14 protein-coding genes are annotated in these 15,287 nt (G+C 73.9%); 9 read left to right on the top strand and 5 right to left on the bottom strand.

Annotated elements, in window-relative coordinates:
- Window positions 1-21 precede the first annotated feature (21 nt).
- A complete protein-coding gene (locus ACK8OX_RS07415; protein ID WP_430663323.1) occupies window positions 22-948 on the top strand; it encodes a LysR substrate-binding domain-containing protein in 927 nt (308 codons plus the stop codon).
- Here the strand turns inward: ACK8OX_RS07415 and ACK8OX_RS07410 are convergent.
- From ACK8OX_RS07410 to iolD, 3 genes are read right to left on the bottom strand one after another with little or no spacing between them, the layout of a single operon-like run.
- Window positions 940-2,112 (bottom strand): MFS transporter, encoded by a 1,173-nt coding sequence (locus ACK8OX_RS07410; RefSeq protein WP_430663321.1) that lies wholly within the window; start codon window positions 2,110-2,112, stop codon window positions 940-942. The two genes, ACK8OX_RS07415 and ACK8OX_RS07410, sit on opposite strands and share 9 nt — an antisense overlap.
- 10 nt (window positions 2,113-2,122) lie before the next feature.
- On the bottom strand, window positions 2,123-3,013 hold the full coding sequence (gene iolE, locus ACK8OX_RS07405; protein ID WP_430663320.1) for a myo-inosose-2 dehydratase: 891 nt from the start codon (window positions 3,011-3,013) through the stop codon (window positions 2,123-2,125).
- A gap of 1 nt (window position 3,014) precedes the next feature.
- Window positions 3,015-4,853 (bottom strand): 3D-(3,5/4)-trihydroxycyclohexane-1,2-dione acylhydrolase (decyclizing), encoded by a 1,839-nt coding sequence (iolD, locus tag ACK8OX_RS07400; protein WP_430663319.1) that lies wholly within the window; start codon window positions 4,851-4,853, stop codon window positions 3,015-3,017.
- 102 nt (window positions 4,854-4,955) lie between these two features.
- Between iolD and iolG the strand changes: the two genes are divergently transcribed.
- Genes iolG through ACK8OX_RS07365 form a run of 7 tightly spaced genes read left to right on the top strand, consistent with a single transcriptional unit; the run spans window position 4,956 to window position 12,436 of the window.
- Complete coding sequence (iolG, locus tag ACK8OX_RS07395; RefSeq protein WP_430663318.1) at window positions 4,956-5,948, top strand: inositol 2-dehydrogenase; 993 nt, start codon at window positions 4,956-4,958, stop codon at window positions 5,946-5,948.
- Window positions 5,945-6,736, top strand: a complete 792-nt coding sequence (locus ACK8OX_RS07390; protein ID WP_430663317.1) for an SDR family oxidoreductase — start codon at window positions 5,945-5,947, stop codon at window positions 6,734-6,736. Before iolG ends, ACK8OX_RS07390 begins: the two co-directional genes overlap by 4 nt.
- On the top strand, window positions 6,733-7,518 hold the full coding sequence (locus ACK8OX_RS07385) for an inositol monophosphatase family protein (protein ID WP_430663316.1): 786 nt from the start codon (window positions 6,733-6,735) through the stop codon (window positions 7,516-7,518). The genes ACK8OX_RS07390 and ACK8OX_RS07385 overlap by 4 nt, the downstream gene beginning before the upstream one ends.
- Before the next feature lie 56 nt (window positions 7,519-7,574).
- Entirely contained in the window at window positions 7,575-8,606 is a 1,032-nt protein-coding gene (locus ACK8OX_RS07380; protein ID WP_430663315.1) for an ABC transporter substrate-binding protein, read from the top strand.
- A gap of 6 nt (window positions 8,607-8,612) precedes the next feature.
- Window positions 8,613-10,784, top strand: a complete 2,172-nt coding sequence (locus tag ACK8OX_RS07375; protein ID WP_430663314.1) for an ABC transporter permease — start codon at window positions 8,613-8,615, stop codon at window positions 10,782-10,784.
- Between the two features lie 5 nt (window positions 10,785-10,789).
- A complete protein-coding gene (locus ACK8OX_RS07370; protein WP_430663313.1) occupies window positions 10,790-11,821 on the top strand; it encodes an ABC transporter ATP-binding protein in 1,032 nt (343 codons plus the stop codon).
- A 3-nt stretch (window positions 11,822-11,824) separates the two neighbouring features.
- The gene (locus ACK8OX_RS07365; protein WP_430663311.1) at window positions 11,825-12,436 is read left to right on the top strand and encodes a 2-hydroxychromene-2-carboxylate isomerase; all 612 of its coding nucleotides are present in this window, start codon (window positions 11,825-11,827) and stop codon (window positions 12,434-12,436) included.
- Between the two features lie 15 nt (window positions 12,437-12,451).
- Here the strand turns inward: ACK8OX_RS07365 and ACK8OX_RS07360 are convergent, their stop codons facing one another.
- On the bottom strand, window positions 12,452-13,711 hold the full coding sequence (locus ACK8OX_RS07360) for a D-amino acid dehydrogenase (RefSeq protein WP_430663310.1): 1,260 nt from the start codon (window positions 13,709-13,711) through the stop codon (window positions 12,452-12,454).
- 133 nt (window positions 13,712-13,844) lie between these two features.
- Here ACK8OX_RS07360 and ACK8OX_RS07355 point away from each other — a divergent pair, with 133 nt between their 5' ends.
- Window positions 13,845-14,285 (top strand): Lrp/AsnC family transcriptional regulator, encoded by a 441-nt coding sequence (locus ACK8OX_RS07355; RefSeq protein ID WP_430663309.1) that lies wholly within the window; start codon window positions 13,845-13,847, stop codon window positions 14,283-14,285.
- Between the two features lie 38 nt (window positions 14,286-14,323).
- On the opposite strand, the gene ACK8OX_RS07350 is transcribed toward ACK8OX_RS07355, so the two are convergent.
- The gene (locus ACK8OX_RS07350; RefSeq protein WP_430663308.1) at window positions 14,324-15,244 is read right to left on the bottom strand and encodes an NAD(P)/FAD-dependent oxidoreductase; all 921 of its coding nucleotides are present in this window, start codon (window positions 15,242-15,244) and stop codon (window positions 14,324-14,326) included.
- Window positions 15,245-15,287 lie beyond the last annotated feature (43 nt).

Raw genomic sequence — 15,287 nt, 5'->3', positions numbered from 1 at the left:
GACGCTCTAGTGTGCCGAGCCATGAGTTCAGCTCAAGGCACCGCAGGGCTGCCCCTGCAGGCGCTGCGCGCCTTCGATGCGGCGGCGCGCCACCTGAACATGGGCCGCGCGGCGGAGGAGTTGGGCGTCACCCAGGGCGCCATCAGCCGCCAGATCAAGGCGCTGGAGGAACGCCTGCGCGAGCCGCTGTTCACCCGCGGGCCGCGCGGGTTGCGCCTGACGGAAGCGGGGGACCTGCTGGCGGACTATGTCCGGCGCGGCATCGACCAGCTGGAGGCGGGGCTGCTGCGCATCGGCCAGCCGCGCACGCGCACCACGCTGGTGGTCAACGCCGCGCGCACCTTCGCCATGCGGGTGCTGGCGCCGCGCATCGCGGGATTCGTGCGCGCCCACCCCTGGATCGAGCTGCGGCTGGAGACGCATCGCTACTTCGCGCAGCTGCACGGCGCGGATGTGGACGTCGCGATCCGCACGGGCAACGGCGAATGGCCCGGCCATGTGGTGCAGACGCTGACGCGGGAGGTGATGTTCCCGGTCTGCGCGCCCGCCCTGCTCGACGGCGGGGGGCGGGAGGCGCCGCCGGGCGAGCTGCTCTCCCGCAGCCTGCTGCTGCACTACGCCGAGCGGCCGCATTGGCAGGCCTGGCTGGCCGTCGCGGGGCTCGACCCCGCGCTCGCCGCCGCCGGGCCGCGCTTCGGGGAGACGGCGCTGGCCCTGGCCGCGGCGGAGGCCGGACAGGGCATCGCCATCGCCTGGGGCGTGCTGGTGGCCGATGCGATCGCCGAAGGGCGGCTGCTGCGCCCCTTCGCGCCGGTGCTGGAGGACGGGACCGGATACCACCTGGTGATGACCGACAGCGCGTCGCGCCGGTCCACCGTGCAGGCCTTCGCCGCCTGGCTGCGGCAGGAGATCGCGGGGGTGGCGCCGGCGGGGAAGGGTTCAGCCTGAGGCGCGCCGCGCGGGCCGCAGCAGCATCAGCGCCACGAAGGCGGCCAGCGTGCAGCCGGTGGTCAGCGCCAGCGCGGCGCCGACGCCCGCGCCTTCCAGCAGCAGGCCGAACAGGAAGGGCGCGAAGGATTGCAGCAGCCGCGCCGGCGCGCCGATCCAGCCCTGGCGCGCGCCGTAGCCGGCCGGCCCGAAGACGGCCAGCGGCAGCGTGCCCTTGGCGATGGTCAGCATCCCGTTGCCCATGCCGTGCAGCACCGCGAAGGCCATCGCCGCCGGCGCGCCGAAGGCCGCCATCGCCGCGACGCCGAGCGGATGGCCGAGCGTCGCGAGCCGCGCGGCCACCAACGGGTGGAACCGCCGCAGCAGGCCGAATTCCGCCAGCCGCGCTGCCACCTGCGCGGGGCCGACCAGCGCCGCCGCCGCGATGGCCAGCGCCGGCGTCGCGCCCGCCTGCTGCAGCATCGCCGGGAGGTGCGCCGCCATCGCGCCGGTGACGAACCAGGTCGCGGCGAAGACGAAGGCCAGCAGCGGCATGGCGAAGCGGGGTGGCGGCGGCCCGTCCTCCGTCGCGGCCTGGTTCCTCTCCGGCGGCGGCGCGGGCGGGACCAGCAGGCGGTTGAGCGGCAGGGCGAGCAGCAGTTGCAGCGACGCCCAGGCCAGGCAGGCGCCGCGCCAGCCCACCGCCTCCTCCATCAGCGCGGAGGCCGGCCAGCCGACCGTGCTGGCGAAGCCCGCGATCAGCGTGATGCCGGTGATCGGCCCCCGCGCCGCCCGGCCATAGAGCCCCGCGAGCGTGGCGAAGGCCGCGTCGTACAGCCCCATCGCCATGCCGATGCCGAGCACCGCCCAGCCCAGCCCCAGCACCAGCGGCCCCGGCGCCGCCGCCAGCAGGCCGAGCCCCGCCGCCAGCACCAGGTTCGACAGCGCCAGCACGCCCCGCCCGCCGCGGCGGTCGATCGCGCGCCCCACCGCCGGGCCGAGCAGGGCCGAGAGGACCAGCGCCGCCGAGAAGGCGCCGAACACCCAGCTCGTCGAAAGCCCGAATTCGCGCGCCATCGGCGCGGCGAGGATCGCCGGCAGGTAGTAGCTCGACGCCCAGGACAGCGTCTGCGCCGTGCCGAGCGCGAGGACGACGCGCGTCGCGCCGTGCGGCGATGCGTCCATGCCGTGAAGGCTAGCCGCCGAAGGCGGCCGCCGCCAGCCGGGCCAGGTTGTCGTGCCCCATCCGGGCATAGGTCAGCGGATGCGCCTTGGCGGGGTCCTGCTCGGCCTCCACCACCAGCCAGCCGGCATAGCCCGCGGCGGCGACATGCGGCAGCACGGCGGCGTAGTCCACGCAGCCATCGCCCGGCACGGTGAAGACGCCGGCCAGCACGGCTTCCAGGAAGGGCAGGTCGCGGCGCTTCGCGTCCTGCATCACCTCGCGCCGGACGTCCTTGCAGTGCACATGGACCACGCGCGCGGCGTGGCGCTTCGCCGCCGCCGCCGGATCGCCGCCCGCGAAGGTCAGGTGGCCGGTGTCCAGCAGCAGCCCGACCTCCGGCCCCGTCGTCGCCATCAGCCGGTCCACCTCCGCCTCGGTCTCGATCACCGTGCCCATGTGGTGGTGGTAGGCGAGGTGCAGGCCGCGCGCCTTCAGGCGGCGCCCCATCTCGGCCAGCCGCGGCGAAAGCACCGCCCAGTCCGCATCCGACAGCACCGGGCGGCGCGACAGAGGCGTGGTGCGCTCGCCGTGGATGGCGCGGGACACCTCGGCATGGACCATCACCGTGCAGCCGAGTGCCGCGAGCAGCGCGACATGCGGCTCGGCTTCCGCCATCTCGGCATCCACGTCGCGCTCCAGCAGGCGCGAGCCGTACCAGCCGGAGGCGAGCGCGAGCCCGTGGCGGTCCAGGACCGGCTTCAGTTCCGATGCCACGCGGGGGAACTTGTTGCCGAGCTCGACCCCCGCGAAGCCGGCCTGCCTCGCTTCCGCAAGGCAGGTCTCGAGCGGCGTCTCCGCGCCCAGCTCCGGCATGTCGTCATTGGTCCAGGTCAGCGGGTTGATGCCGAGGCGGATGGGCATGTCAGGCTCCGGAGGTCTGGCGCTGGCGGTTGGTCTCGTAGGCCTCGCGGGCCTCGGCCTGGGCGGGCGTGCGGGGGACGGCGGGGACCGGCACCTCCCACCAGGCGCCGCCCTCGGCGGTGCCGGTCCCGGGGTCGGTGTCGATCACCAGCACCTGCGTGCGCTTCGCGCGGAACGCGTCCGGAAGCGCGGCTTCCAGCGCGGCGATGCCGTCCACCTTGCGCGCCTCGGCGCCGAGGGAGGCGGCATGGGCGGCGAAGTCCACCCTCGGCGCGGCGGCGGGCAGCAGGTTGTTGAAGGGCTCGCCCCCCGTGCCGCGCTGGAGGCGGCTGATGCAGCCGAAGCCGCGGTTGTCGAGCACCACGATGGTCAGCTTCGCGCCCATCGCGACGGAGGTCGCGATCTCGCTGTTCATCATCAGGTAGCTGCCGTCGCCGACCATCACCACCACCTCGCGGTCGGGCGCGGCCAGCCTGGCGCCGAGCCCGCCGGCGATCTCGTAGCCCATGCAGGAATAGCCGTATTCCAGGTGGTAGCCGGCGGCATCCGTGGCGCGCCACAGCTTGTGCAGCTCCCCCGGCAGGCCGCCGGCGGCGCAGACCACGATGCCGCGTTCCGGCATGGCGCGGTTCACGGCGCCGACCACCTGCGCATCGGTGGGCAGGGCGGTGGATCTCGGCTTCGGCGGCGCGGTCACGCGGTCCACCGCGCGATGCCAGCGGGCGGTGGCGGTCACCGCCTTCTCCTGCCAGACACGCGGCGCGGACCAGCGGCCGAGCGCGGCGGTGAGGGCCGCGAGCCCGCGCGCCGCATCGGCCACCAGCGGCTGCGCCGCGTGCTTGTGGGCATCGAAAGCCGCGACGTTCAACGCCAGCAGCCGCGCCTTGCCGAACAGCGCACGCGACCCGGTGGTGAAGTCCTGCAGCCGCGTGCCGACCGCCAGCACCACATCCGCCTGTTCCGCCAGCGCATTCGCCGCCGCGCTGCCGGTGACGCCGATGGCGCCGAGATTGCCGGGGTCGTTCCAGGCGAGGCTGCCCTTGCCCGCCTGCGTCTCGGCCACCGGGATGCCGTGGCGGCGCGCGAATTCCGCCAGCGCGGCTTCCGCCCCGGCATACTTCACGCCGCCGCCGGCGATTGCCAGCGGGCGCTTCGCCTCCCGCAGCAGGGCCGCGGCTTCCCGCAGTTCGCGCGCATCGGGCTCCGGCGCGCGCGGGCGCCAGACCCGCTTGCGGAAGAAGTCGGAGGGCCAGTCCATCGCCTCGGTCTGGACGTCCTGCGGGAAGGCGAGCGTGACGGGGCCGCATTCGGCGGGGTCGGTCAGCACGCGCATCGCGGCGGGCAGCGCGGCGAGAAGCTGCTCGGGCCGCATGATCCGGTCGAAGAAGCGGCTGACGGGGCGGAAGCAGTCATTGGCCGAGACGGTGGCGTCGGCGAAGCTCTCGACCTGCTGGAGCACGGGGTCGGGGCGGCGGCTGGCGAAGACGTCGCCGGGCAGGAACAGCACCGGCAGGCGGTTCACATGCGCCACCGCGGCGGCCGTCACCATGTTGGTGGCTCCCGGGCCGACCGAGGTGGTGCAGGCCATCATGCGCCGGCGCGCATGGGTCTTGGCATAGGCGATGGCGGCATGCGCCATGGCCTGTTCGTTGTGCGCCCTGAAGGTGGGCAGCGCCCTGCGGGATGCGTGCAGCGCCGGGCCGAGCCCTGCGACGTTGCCATGGCCGAGGATCGCCCAGACGCCGCCGAAGATGGGCACGGCGCGGCCCTCGATCTCGGTCTGCTGCGCCGCCAGGAAGCGCACCGTGGCTTCCGCCGCGGTCAGGCGTAGACTGGCCATGCTGCCTCGCCGTCCTTTCCGTCGCGCCCGGGATTGTCCGGGGCGGGTCTTGTGTTACGTTTTGATGACAGCGCCCGCAAGCGGTCGCCCTCGGGAAATGCCATGCTCCACTTCGCACAATTCGGCGCCGGCCGCATCGGCGCCATCCATGCCGCCAACCTGGCGGCCAGCGGCCGCGCCCGGCTGAAGCACGTCGTCGACGTGCATCCGCCCGCCGCGCAGGCGCTGGCCGCGATGCATGGCGCGACGGTGAGCACGACGGAGGCCGCGCTGGCGGACCCCGAGGTCGGCGCCGTCATCATCGCCTCCTCCACCGACACGCATGCGGACCTGGTCATCGCCGCGGCGCGCGCGGGCAAGGCCATCTTCTGCGAGAAGCCGATCGACCTGTCGCTGTCCCGCGTCGACGAATGCCTGGCGGAGGTGGCGAAGGCCGGCGTGCCGATGCTGGTCGGCTTCAACCGCCGCTTCGACCCCAGCTTCGCCGAGCTGCACCGCCGCATCGGCGCCGGCGCGATCGGTCGGGTGGAGCAGGTGGTCATCACCAGCCGCGACCCCGGCCCGCCGCCCGTCTCCTACATCAAGGTCTCGGGCGGGCTGTTCCGCGACATGACCATCCACGACTTCGACATGGCGCGCTGGATGCTGGGGGAGGAGCCGGTGGAGGTCTTCGCCCATGGCGCGACCCTGGTCGATCCCGCGATCGGGGAGGCGGGCGACATCGACAGCGCGATGGTGCTGCTGAAGACGGCGTCCGGCCGCATGGCGCACATCAACAACAGCCGCCGCGCCAGCTACGGCTACGACCAGCGGGTCGAGGTGTTCGGCAGCGGCGGGCGGCTGATCGCCGGCAACCGCAGCCCGACCACGGTGGAGCTTGCGGATGCGAACGCCGTCTCGGCCGACAAGCCGCTGCACTTCTTCCTGGAACGCTACGCCAAGGCGTACCGGATCGAGCTGGGGGCCTTCCTCGATGCCGTGGCGTCCGGCGCGCCGATGCCCGTCGGCGCGGCGGACGGGCGGCAGGCGCTGGTGCTGGCGGATGCGGCGCTGGTTTCGCTGCGGGAAGGCCGGCCGGTGAAGATCGCCGCATGAGCAGCCTGCCGAAGGTCTCCCTCGCCGGCCGCGTCGTGCTGGTCACCGGCGGCACGCAGGGCATCGGCGAGGGCTGCGCGCTGGCTGCGGCCGAGGCCGGGGCGGCGGCGGTCTGCATCACCGGGCGCGACGCCGCGCGCGGGGCGGCGGTGGCCGCGAAGCTGCGCGCGCTTGGCGCGCGGGCCCACTTCGTCGCGGCCGACCTCGCCGATGCGGAGGCGACCATGGGCGTCGTCGCGCAGGCCGAAGCCGCGCTCGGCCCGGTGGACGGCCTGGTGAACGCGGCGGGGCTGACCGACCGCGGCACCGTGCTCGACACGCCGGCCGCGCTCTGGGACCGGCTGTTCGCGGTCAATGCGCGCGCGCCCTTCCTGCTGACCCAGGCGATGGCGCGGCGGCTCCAGGCGCTCGGGCGGCCCGGCGCCATCGTCAACGTCATCACCATGTCGAGCCATGGCGGGCAGCCCTTCCTGACGGCGTATTCCTCCTCCAAGGGCGCGCTCGCGACGCTCACGAAGAACACCGCGCTCGGCCTCCGGCCGCTGCGCATCCGCGTCAACGGCATCAACATGGGCTGGGCCGACACGCCGGGCGAACACGCGATCCAGCAGCGGGACGGCAACCCGGCCGACTGGCTCGACCGCGCCGCGCCGGCGCAGCCCTTCGGCCGCATCCTGCGCCCGTCCGACGTGGCGGGCCTTGCGGTCTACCTGCTGTCGGACGCGGCGGAAATGATGACCGGGTCGCTGATCGACTTCGACCAGAACGTGATGGGCGCCTACGCATGAACGCCGCCGAACTCACCCGCCGCCGCGACATCGCGGCGGGGATCGCGCAGGACGCGGCCGCGCTGGCCGCCGGGATGCGCGCGCGCGGCATGTCGGAGACGAAGATGAAGGGCGCGCAGGACTTCCTGACGGAAGCCGACGGCGCGACCGAACGCTTCATCCGCGAGAGGCTGGAGGCGGCCTTCCCCGGCGAGCCGGTCCTGGGCGAGGAGGAGGGCAGCGGCGTGCTGCCCGAATCCGGCCCGCTCTGGATCCTGGACCCGATCGACGGCACGGCGAACTTCGCCCGCGGCGGCATCCGCTGGTGCGTCTCCATCGGCATGGCGCTGGACGGCAGGGCGGCGGTCGGCGCCGTGGCGCGCCATGCGCCGGGGGAGCTTGTCGCCGCCGCGCGCGGGCTCGGCGCCACGCTGAACGGCATCCCGATCCGCGCCGCGCCGACCCCGGACTTCACCCGCGCGATCGTCGAGGTGGGCTGGTCGCTCCGCCGGCCGGCGGCCGAATTCGTCGCGCTGGTCGGGCGCGTGATGGAGGCGGGCGCGGGCGTGCGTTCCTCCGGCTCCGGCACGCTCGGCCTGGTGGAGACGGCGATGGGCCGGCTCGACGCCTATGTCGAGCTGCACATCAATGCCTGGGACGCGGCGGCCGCGCTCGCCATCGCGCGGGAGGCCGGGTGCTGGACCAGCGACTTCGACGGCGGCGCCTGGCTGACCGAGGGCAACCCGATCTGCTTCGCGGCGCCCGCGCTCGGCCCGCGGCTCGCCGCGCTGATGGAGGCTTGAGCCCGGCCGCGCAACCGGGCTTCACTGCCGCGGATCGACCTGGGAGGATCACGAGAATGAAGACCCGCCGCCTGTTCGGCGCCCTGTTCGCCGGGGCCCTCGCCGCGCTGCTGCCGGGGGCCGCGCGCGCCCAGGGCAACCTGACCGTCTACTGCTCCGTGCAGGAGGAGTGGTGCCGGCCGATGATGCAGGCCTTCGAACGCGCCACCGGCATCCGCGTGGCGATGACCCGCCGCTCCTCCGGCGAGACGATGACGCAGATCCGCGCCGAATCCTCCAACCCGCGCGGCGACATCTGGTGGGGTGGCACGGGCGACCCGCACATGCAGGCGGCGCAGGAGAATCTGACGGTCGAGTACCGCTCGCCCATGCTGGACCAGCTGCATGACTGGGCGGTGCGCCAGGCGCAGCAGACCGGCTTCCGCACCGTCGGCATCTATGCCGGCGCGCTCGGCTTCTCCTACAACGCGACGGAGCTGAACCGCCGCCGCATCGCCGCCCCGCGCTGCTGGGCCGACCTGGCGCAACCCGCCTTCCGGGGCGAGGTGCAGGTGGCGGATCCCAACACCTCCGGCACCGCCTACACCATGCTGGCCACGCTGGTGCAGGTGATGGGGGAGGAGCCGGCCTTCACCTATCTCCGCGCGCTGCATCGCAACGTGAACCAGTACACCCGCTCCGGCGCCGCGCCGGCCCGCGCCGCCGCCACGGGCGAGACGCTGGTGGGCATCACCTTCCTGCACGACGCGGTGGCGCAGAAGGTGGCCGGCGCGCCGGTCGAGATCGTCGGCCCCTGCGAGGGCACGGGCTACGAGATCGGCTCCATGTCGATCATCCGCGGCGCGCGCAACCTCGACAACGCCCGTCGCTTCTACGACTGGGCGCTGGGGGCCGAGGCGCAGGCGATCGGCGCGCAGGCCACCGCCTATCAGCTGCCGTCGAACCGCAACGCGCCGATCCCGCCCCAGGCCCCGCGCTTCGAGAACATCCGCATGATCGACTACGACTTCGCCCGCTGGGGCAGCGCGGAGGAGCGGACGCGCATCATCACGCGCTGGGAACGCGAGGTCCGCGCCGGCGCGCGGTAGCAGGCCTTGGGTGCCGTCCCGCTGGGCCGCGCGGCGCTGGCCCTCGCCGCGCTCGGCCTGCTGCTCGCCCCCTGGCACGGGCTGGAGGGCGGCCTTGCCGACCTGTCGGCCTGGCCGGGCGGCGCGGCCTCGCCGCTCATCCTGCTGCTGGCGGGCGGCGCGCGGTGGTGGCTCTGGCCGGTCGCCGCGCTGCTGGCCCTGGCCGCGCCGCCGCTGCTGCGCGGGCGCGCGGCCGGGACGCTGCTGGCGCTCTGCGGCTTCGGCATCGTCGCCTGGGTCCTCCTGTCTGGCTACGCGGTCGGGCTGCGCGGGCTGAACTGGTCATGGCTGGCGCCCGTTCTCGGCGCGCCCGCGCCGCAGCCCGCGCTCGGCTGGGGGGCGCTGATGGTGCTGGCGGGCGGCATCGGCCTGCTTTCCGCCGGGCTGGCGGCCCGCGGCAGCTTCGGGGCGGATGCCTTCATCGCCTTCCTCGTCACCGGCGGGGCCTTCCTGCTGGCGGTGTTCGTCTTCGCGCCGCTGCTGACCATCCTCGGCGCCGCCATCTATGACGGCGACCGCTTCGCCCCCGATGCGCTGGCCGCGCGCGTCACCGCGCCCGAGGCCTGGAGCCTCGCCTGCCTGTCCACCCACCAGGGCTGCGGGGTGGTGTGGAACACGCTGCTGCTGGCGACGCTGACCGGCCTGCTCTCCACCCTGCTCGGCCTCGCCTTCGCGCTGATGGCGGCGCGCGGCGGGCAGCGCGGCGGGGCGCTGTTCCGCGCCATGACGATCCTGCCGCTGATCACGCCGCCCTTCGTGGTGGCGATGGCGCTGATCGTGCTGTTCGGGCGCACCGGCATCGTCACGGGCTGGCTGTGGACCTGGTTCGACATCCCGCGCAGCCGCTGGATCTACGGCCTGCCGGGCGTTCTGCTGGCGCAGGTGCTGGCGCAGGCGCCGATCGCCTTCATGCTGCTGGACGGCGCGCTGCGCGCCATCTCGCCGAGCCTCGAGGAAGCGGCCTCCACCATGGGGGCGCGGCGCTTCAAGGTGTTCCGGTCCGTCACCTGGCCGCTGCTGAAGCCGGCGCTGGCGGCCGCCTTCCTGCTGGGCTTCGTGGAGAGCCTGGCCGATTTCGGCAACCCGCTGGTGCTGGGCGGCGACTTCGACGTGCTGTCCACCCGCATCTTCTTCGCCATCGCCGGCGCGCGGCACGACCCCGGCCGCGCCGCGGCGCTGGCGCTGCTGCTGCTGGCGCTGACCTTCGGCGCCTTCGCGCTGCAGGCCTGGTGGCTGGGCCGGCGGCGCTACACCACCGTGACCGGCAAGGGCGACAGCGGCGTCCACGCCCCGCTGCCGAAGGGGCTGAAGCTGTCCTGCGCGCTGGTGGTCTGGCCGTGGATGACCTTCACGCTGGCGGTCTACGGCATCATCCTGGTGGGCGGCTTCGTGCACGACATCGGCCGCGGCGACCTCAGCTTCACCTGGCGCCACATCCTGACGGCGTTCGAGGTGGAATGGCAGGGCGGCCCTGCCTTCCGCGGCTCGGCCTGGGACAGCCTGTTCACCACGATCGGGGTCGCGGCGCTGTCCGCGCCGCTGACCGCGGGGCTCGGCATCCTCATGGCCTGGCTGATCGCGCGGCAGAGCTTCACGGGGCGCCGGACGCTGGAATTCATGACGATGCTGTCCTTCGCCATCCCCGGCACCGTGGTCGGCGTGTCCTACGTGATGGCGTTCAACGTGCCGCCGGTGGAGCTGACCGGGACGGCGCTGATCCTTGTCATCTGCTTCGTCTTCCGCAACCTGCCGATCGGCGTGCGCGGCGGGCTTGCCGCGCTCGCGCAGATCGACCGCTCGCTCGACGAGGCGTCGGCGACGATGGGCGGCGGGGCGCTGGCCACGCTGCGGCGGGTCGTGCTGCCGCTGCTGCGCCCGGCCATCGTCACCGCGCTGGCCTTCAGCTTCGTCCATGCGATGACCGCCGTCTCGGCGGTGATCTTCCTCGTCTCGGCCCGGCACAACCTGGCCACCGTCTACATCGTCGGCCGCGTGGAGGCGGGGGAGATGGCGCTGGCTATCGCCTATTCCACGGTGCTGATCGTCATCATGCTGGCCGTCGTGCTGGCGATCGAGAAGCTGGTCGGCCGCGCGCAGATCGGCCGGCGCCCGGCGGCGCCGATGCGGGCGGGGGCCTGACGGACATGACGGATGCTGCGATCCGCTTCGACGGCGTCACCAAGGCCTTCGGCGCCGTCCGCGCGGTGGACGAGGTGTCCTTCGCGCTGCCGCGCGGCGCGCTGGTGACGCTGCTCGGCCCCTCGGGCTGCGGCAAGACCACCACGCTGCGCCTGGTCGCCGGCCTGGAACTGCCGAGCGCGGGCCGCATCGAGATCGAGGGCCGCGACGTCACCGCGCTTGCCGCCGCCGAACGCCGGATCGCGATGGTGTTCCAGTCCTATGCGCTGTTCCCGCACATGAACGTGCTGGAGAACGTGTCCTACGGCCTGCTGGTGGGCGGCGCGCGCAAGGCCTCGGCGGAAGCCGAGGCGCTGGCCATGCTGAAGACCCTCGGCCTCGAAGGGCTCGGCCAGCGACTGCCGTCCGAACTCTCGGGCGGGCAGCAGCAGCGGGTGGCGGTGGCGCGCGCGCTGGTGCTGCGCCCGCAGGTCCTGCTGTTCGACGAGCCTCTGTCGAACCTCGACGCCCGGCTGCGCCGCCGCGTGCGGGAGGACATCCGGGACCTGCAGCGCAGGCTCGGCCTTTCCGTCGTCTACGTCACCCATGACCAGCAGGAGGCGCTGGCGGTGTCCGACCTGGTCTGCGTGATGCGGGCGGGGCGGATCGCGCAGATGGGCACGCCGAACGCGCTCTACGAGGACCCCGCCGACGCCTTCATCGCCGACTTCATGGGAGAGGCGAATGTGCTGGCCGGCGAGGTGCTGGGCCCCGGCCGCGTCGCGCTCGGCGGCGTGGAGCTGGCGACCGCGATGCGCGACCACCCGCCCGGCCCCGCGCAGTTGGCGGTGCGGCCGGAAGCGGTCACGCTCGCGCCCGATGGCGAGGGGCTGCCCGGCCGGATCGGCCGCGCCGCCTTCCTCGGCCAGACCCGCGAATACGAGATCGAGACGCCGGCCGGCACCATCTTCGTCGTCACCCCCGCCGCCGTGCATGCCTTCGCCCCTGGCGAGGCGGTGCGCTGCCGCCTCGACCGCGTGATCCCGTTGCGGAGCTGAGCCATGCGGATCGACTGCTTCATCTCGCTGAACAGCCCGTGGACGCATCTCGGCGCCGCGCGGATCGAGGCGATCGCGGCGCGGCACGGCGCGGTGCTGCGCGTGCATCCCTGCGATTTCGGCGGCACGATCTTCCCCGCTTCCGGCGGGCTGCCGCTGCCGAAGCGCAGCCCGCAGCGCCAGGCCTACCGCATGCAGGAATTGCGGCGCTGGCGCGACCTGCTCGGCCGGCCGCTCGTGCTGGCGCCGCGCCATTATCCCTTCGACGAGGCCTTCGCCGCCGCCTGCGTCATCGCGGCGCGGGAGACGGCGGGCGACGCGGCGGCCACCACCCTCGCCCACCGCATCCTCAAGGCGCTGTGGGAGGAGGAGCAGGACCCCGGCAACCGCGCGACGCTCGCCCGCCTGGCGGCGGAAGCCGGGCTCGACGCGCCGGCGCTGCTGGCCCTGGCGGAACAGCCGCGCTGGGCGGCGCTGCGCCGGGCGGACAGCGAGGCGGCGCTGGCGCGCGGCGTCTTCGGCGCGCCGAGCTACGTGATCGGTGGGGAGATCTTCTGGGGCCAGGACCGGCTGGACTTCGTGGACCGCCATCTCGGCGCCCTGCCCCGCGGCTGAACGCCCCGCCTTGCGCTACGCGGCCGCGTAGCGCCCGATGGCCAGGTCGTCATGCGCGATGTCGGGCGCGCGGCCGGTGACGAGATCCGCCAGCAGCCGCCCCGACCCGCAGGCCATGGTCCAGCCCAGCGTGCCATGCCCGGTGTTGAGGAACAGGTTCGCGTAGCGCGTCGGGCCGACCACCGGCGTGCCGTCCGGCGTCATCGGGCGGAGCCCGGTCCAGAAGCTCGCCTTCGCCACGTCGCCGCCGCGCGGGAACAGGTCCGTCACGCTGTGCGCCAGCGTCTCCCGCCGCGGCCGGCGGAGCCGGAGCGAGAAGCCGGCCAGTTCCGCCGTGCCGCCGACGCGGATGCGGTCGCCAAGCCGGGTGATCGCGACCTTGAAGGTCTCGTCCATCACCGTGGAGACCGGCGCGCCGGCCTCGTCCTCCACCGGCAGCGTCAGCGAATAGCCCTTCACGGGATAGACCGGCACATGCACGCGAAGCGGGCGCAGGAGCGCGGGCGTGTAGCTGCCCATCGCGACCACGTAGCGGTCGGCCGTCACCACGCCCCGGTCGGTCACCACGCCGGTGACCGCGCCGGCTTCCGTGGCCAGCGCCCGCACGGTGACGCCCTGGCGGAACTCCACGCCGATGGCGGCGGCCAACCCGGCCAGGCGCTGGGTGAACAGATGCGCGTCCCCCGTCTCGTCCCCCGGCAGCCGCAGGCCGCCCACGAACCGGCCGGGCACGAGGCCGAGCGCCGGTTCCGCCGCGACGCAGCCGGCGGGGTCGAGCAGCGCGTGCGGCACGCCGAAGGCTTCCAGCACGCGCGTGTCGGCGCCGATGCCGTCCAGCTGCTTCTGCGTGCGGAACAACTGCAGCGTGCCCTTCATGCGCTGGTCGTAGGCGATGCCCGTCTCGTCGCGCAGGTCGCGCAGGCAGTCGCGCGAATACTCGGCCAGCCGCACCATGCGGGACTTGTTCACGCCGTAGGCGGTGTCCGTGCAGTTGGCCAGCATCTTCGCAAGCCACGCATAGAGCCCGCCTTCCAGCCGCGGCCACAGCACCAGCGGGCGGTGGCGCATCATCAGCCACTTCAGCGCCTTCACCGGGATGCCGGGGCCGGCCCAGGGGGCGGAATAGCCGGGCGAGACCTGGCCGGCATTCGCGAAACTCGTCTCCATCCCCGGCGCCGGCTGGCGGTCCAGCACGGTCACCTGGTGGCCCGCGCGGGCCAGGTACCAGGCGCTGGTCACGCCGACCACGCCGCTGCCGAGCACCACCACGCGCATCGCTGCCTCCCCGGGTTGGAACCGGCATGAGGATAGGCGGCCGGATGTGCGAATTTCACGCGGAAGCGGCGCAGGTCATGCCTGACGGAGCGTGGCATTCGCATGATCTGCGAGGAAATGGCAGGATCGACGCATGGACGACATCGACCGCGCGATCATCCGCCACCTCCGCCAGGACGGGCGGATGCCCAATGCGGCGCTGGCCGCGGCCGTGGGCCTCTCGCCCTCGGCCTGCCTGCGCCGGCTGCGCCTGCTGGAACGGGACGGCACCATCCGGGGCTACACCGTCGTGGTGGACGACCCGCCGCCGCGCGACCTCGTCGTGGTGATCGTGCAGATCACGCTGGAGCGGCAGACCGACGACCACCTTCGCCGCTTCGAGGAGGCGGTGCGGAAATGCCCGGAGGTGCGGGAGTGCTACCTGATGACCGGCATCGCCGACTACCTGCTGCGGGTCGAGGCGCGCGACGCCGCGGATTACGAACGCATCCACAAGGAGGCGCTGTCGCGCATGCCCGGCGTGGCGCGCATCCAGTCCGCCTTCGCCATCCGCGCGGTGATCCGGGGCGGTTGACCGCCGCTCCGGCCATTCCGCCTCCGCGGATGGGGCGGCTAGCCCTCGTCCTCGGTCGGCAGTCCGCATCGGTTGTGGATGCGCGTCGCGGCGATGGCGGCGTGGCCCATGCCCACCACGATCTGGTCGAGCCCCGCCACGATGTCGCCCGCGGCGTAGAGCCCCTTCACCGTCGTCTGCATCCCCGCATCCACGCGCAGCGCCCCGGCCTCGTCATGCTCGGCGCCGAGTTGCCGGGCGAGGTCCGTGCGGTAGCGCAGGCCGAGCGCGGAGTAGAGGATGTCGAAGCGCATCTCCTGCCCGCCGACGCGGACCGCCGCGATCCGCCCGTCCTGCTCGTCGAGCCCGACCACCGGCTGCTCCACGATCCGCACGCGCAGCCCTTCCAGCCTCGCGCGCGTCGGCTCGTCCAGGTCCATCGGCTGGCCCAGCGTCAGCAGCGTCACGTCGTCCGAATAGGTCCGCGCGATGAAGGCGGCCTCCCCCGCGCCGCGCGCGCCATGGCCGATCACCGCGATGCGCTGCCCGCGACTCTCGAAGCCGTCGCAGACCGGGCAGTAGCGCACCAGGCCGCGGCGGACGGCATCCGGCAGGTCGGGCAGGTCGGGCTCCACATCCACCGCGCCGGTGGCCAGCAGCACATGCCGCGCGCGGATCGGCGCGCCCTGCTCCGGCTCGGCCAAGAACCCCTCCCCGTCCCGCCGCAGCGCGGCGATGCGCGCCTGCGTCACGCGCAGCCCGTAGGGTTCGAGGCTGGCGCGCTGGCGTGCCAGGATCTCCGGCCCCGGGATGCCGTCGGCGAAGAAGGCGATGTTGTGGCTGGTGGGGATCCAGGCGGCGCGTGGCTCCCCGCCATCCACCACCGCCACGCGGCGGCGGAAGCGGGCGAGGTAGAGCGCGGCGGTCAGCCCGGCCGGGCCGCCGCCGATCACGAGGCAGTCGAGCATGTCGTCGTCCATGCGCGGCGCAACGCGGCAGCCGCCGCGTGGCTGCACGGCACCG

The sequence above is a fragment of the Falsiroseomonas sp. CW058 genome (assembly GCF_050563535.1).
GTDB lineage: Bacteria > Pseudomonadota > Alphaproteobacteria > Acetobacterales > Acetobacteraceae > Falsiroseomonas.
This window is presented reverse-complemented; position numbering and strand designations above follow the sequence as displayed.

Bases quoted from the DNA above. Each gene is read 5' to 3' on its own strand.
- ACK8OX_RS07370 (WP_430663313.1), top strand. From the start codon at position 10,790: ATGACGGATGCTGCGATCCGCTTCGACGGCGTCACCAAGGCCTTCGGC.
- ACK8OX_RS07385 (WP_430663316.1), top strand. From the start codon at position 6,733: ATGAACGCCGCCGAACTCACCCGCCGCCGCGACATCGCGGCGGGGATC.
- ACK8OX_RS07415 (WP_430663323.1), top strand. From the start codon at position 22: ATGAGTTCAGCTCAAGGCACCGCAGGGCTGCCCCTGCAGGCGCTGCGC.
- iolE (WP_430663320.1), bottom strand. From the start codon at position 3,013: ATGCCCATCCGCCTCGGCATCAACCCGCTGACCTGGACCAATGACGAC.
- ACK8OX_RS07350 (WP_430663308.1), bottom strand. From the start codon at position 15,244: ATGGACGACGACATGCTCGACTGCCTCGTGATCGGCGGCGGCCCGGCC.
- ACK8OX_RS07380 (WP_430663315.1), top strand. From the start codon at position 7,575: ATGAAGACCCGCCGCCTGTTCGGCGCCCTGTTCGCCGGGGCCCTCGCC.
- ACK8OX_RS07390 (WP_430663317.1), top strand. From the start codon at position 5,945: ATGAGCAGCCTGCCGAAGGTCTCCCTCGCCGGCCGCGTCGTGCTGGTC.
- ACK8OX_RS07410 (WP_430663321.1), bottom strand. From the start codon at position 2,112: ATGGACGCATCGCCGCACGGCGCGACGCGCGTCGTCCTCGCGCTCGGC.
- iolD (WP_430663319.1), bottom strand. From the start codon at position 4,853: ATGGCCAGTCTACGCCTGACCGCGGCGGAAGCCACGGTGCGCTTCCTG.
- ACK8OX_RS07355 (WP_430663309.1), top strand. From the start codon at position 13,845: ATGGACGACATCGACCGCGCGATCATCCGCCACCTCCGCCAGGACGGG.
- iolG (WP_430663318.1), top strand. From the start codon at position 4,956: ATGCTCCACTTCGCACAATTCGGCGCCGGCCGCATCGGCGCCATCCAT.
- ACK8OX_RS07360 (WP_430663310.1), bottom strand. From the start codon at position 13,711: ATGCGCGTGGTGGTGCTCGGCAGCGGCGTGGTCGGCGTGACCAGCGCC.
- ACK8OX_RS07365 (WP_430663311.1), top strand. From the start codon at position 11,825: ATGCGGATCGACTGCTTCATCTCGCTGAACAGCCCGTGGACGCATCTC.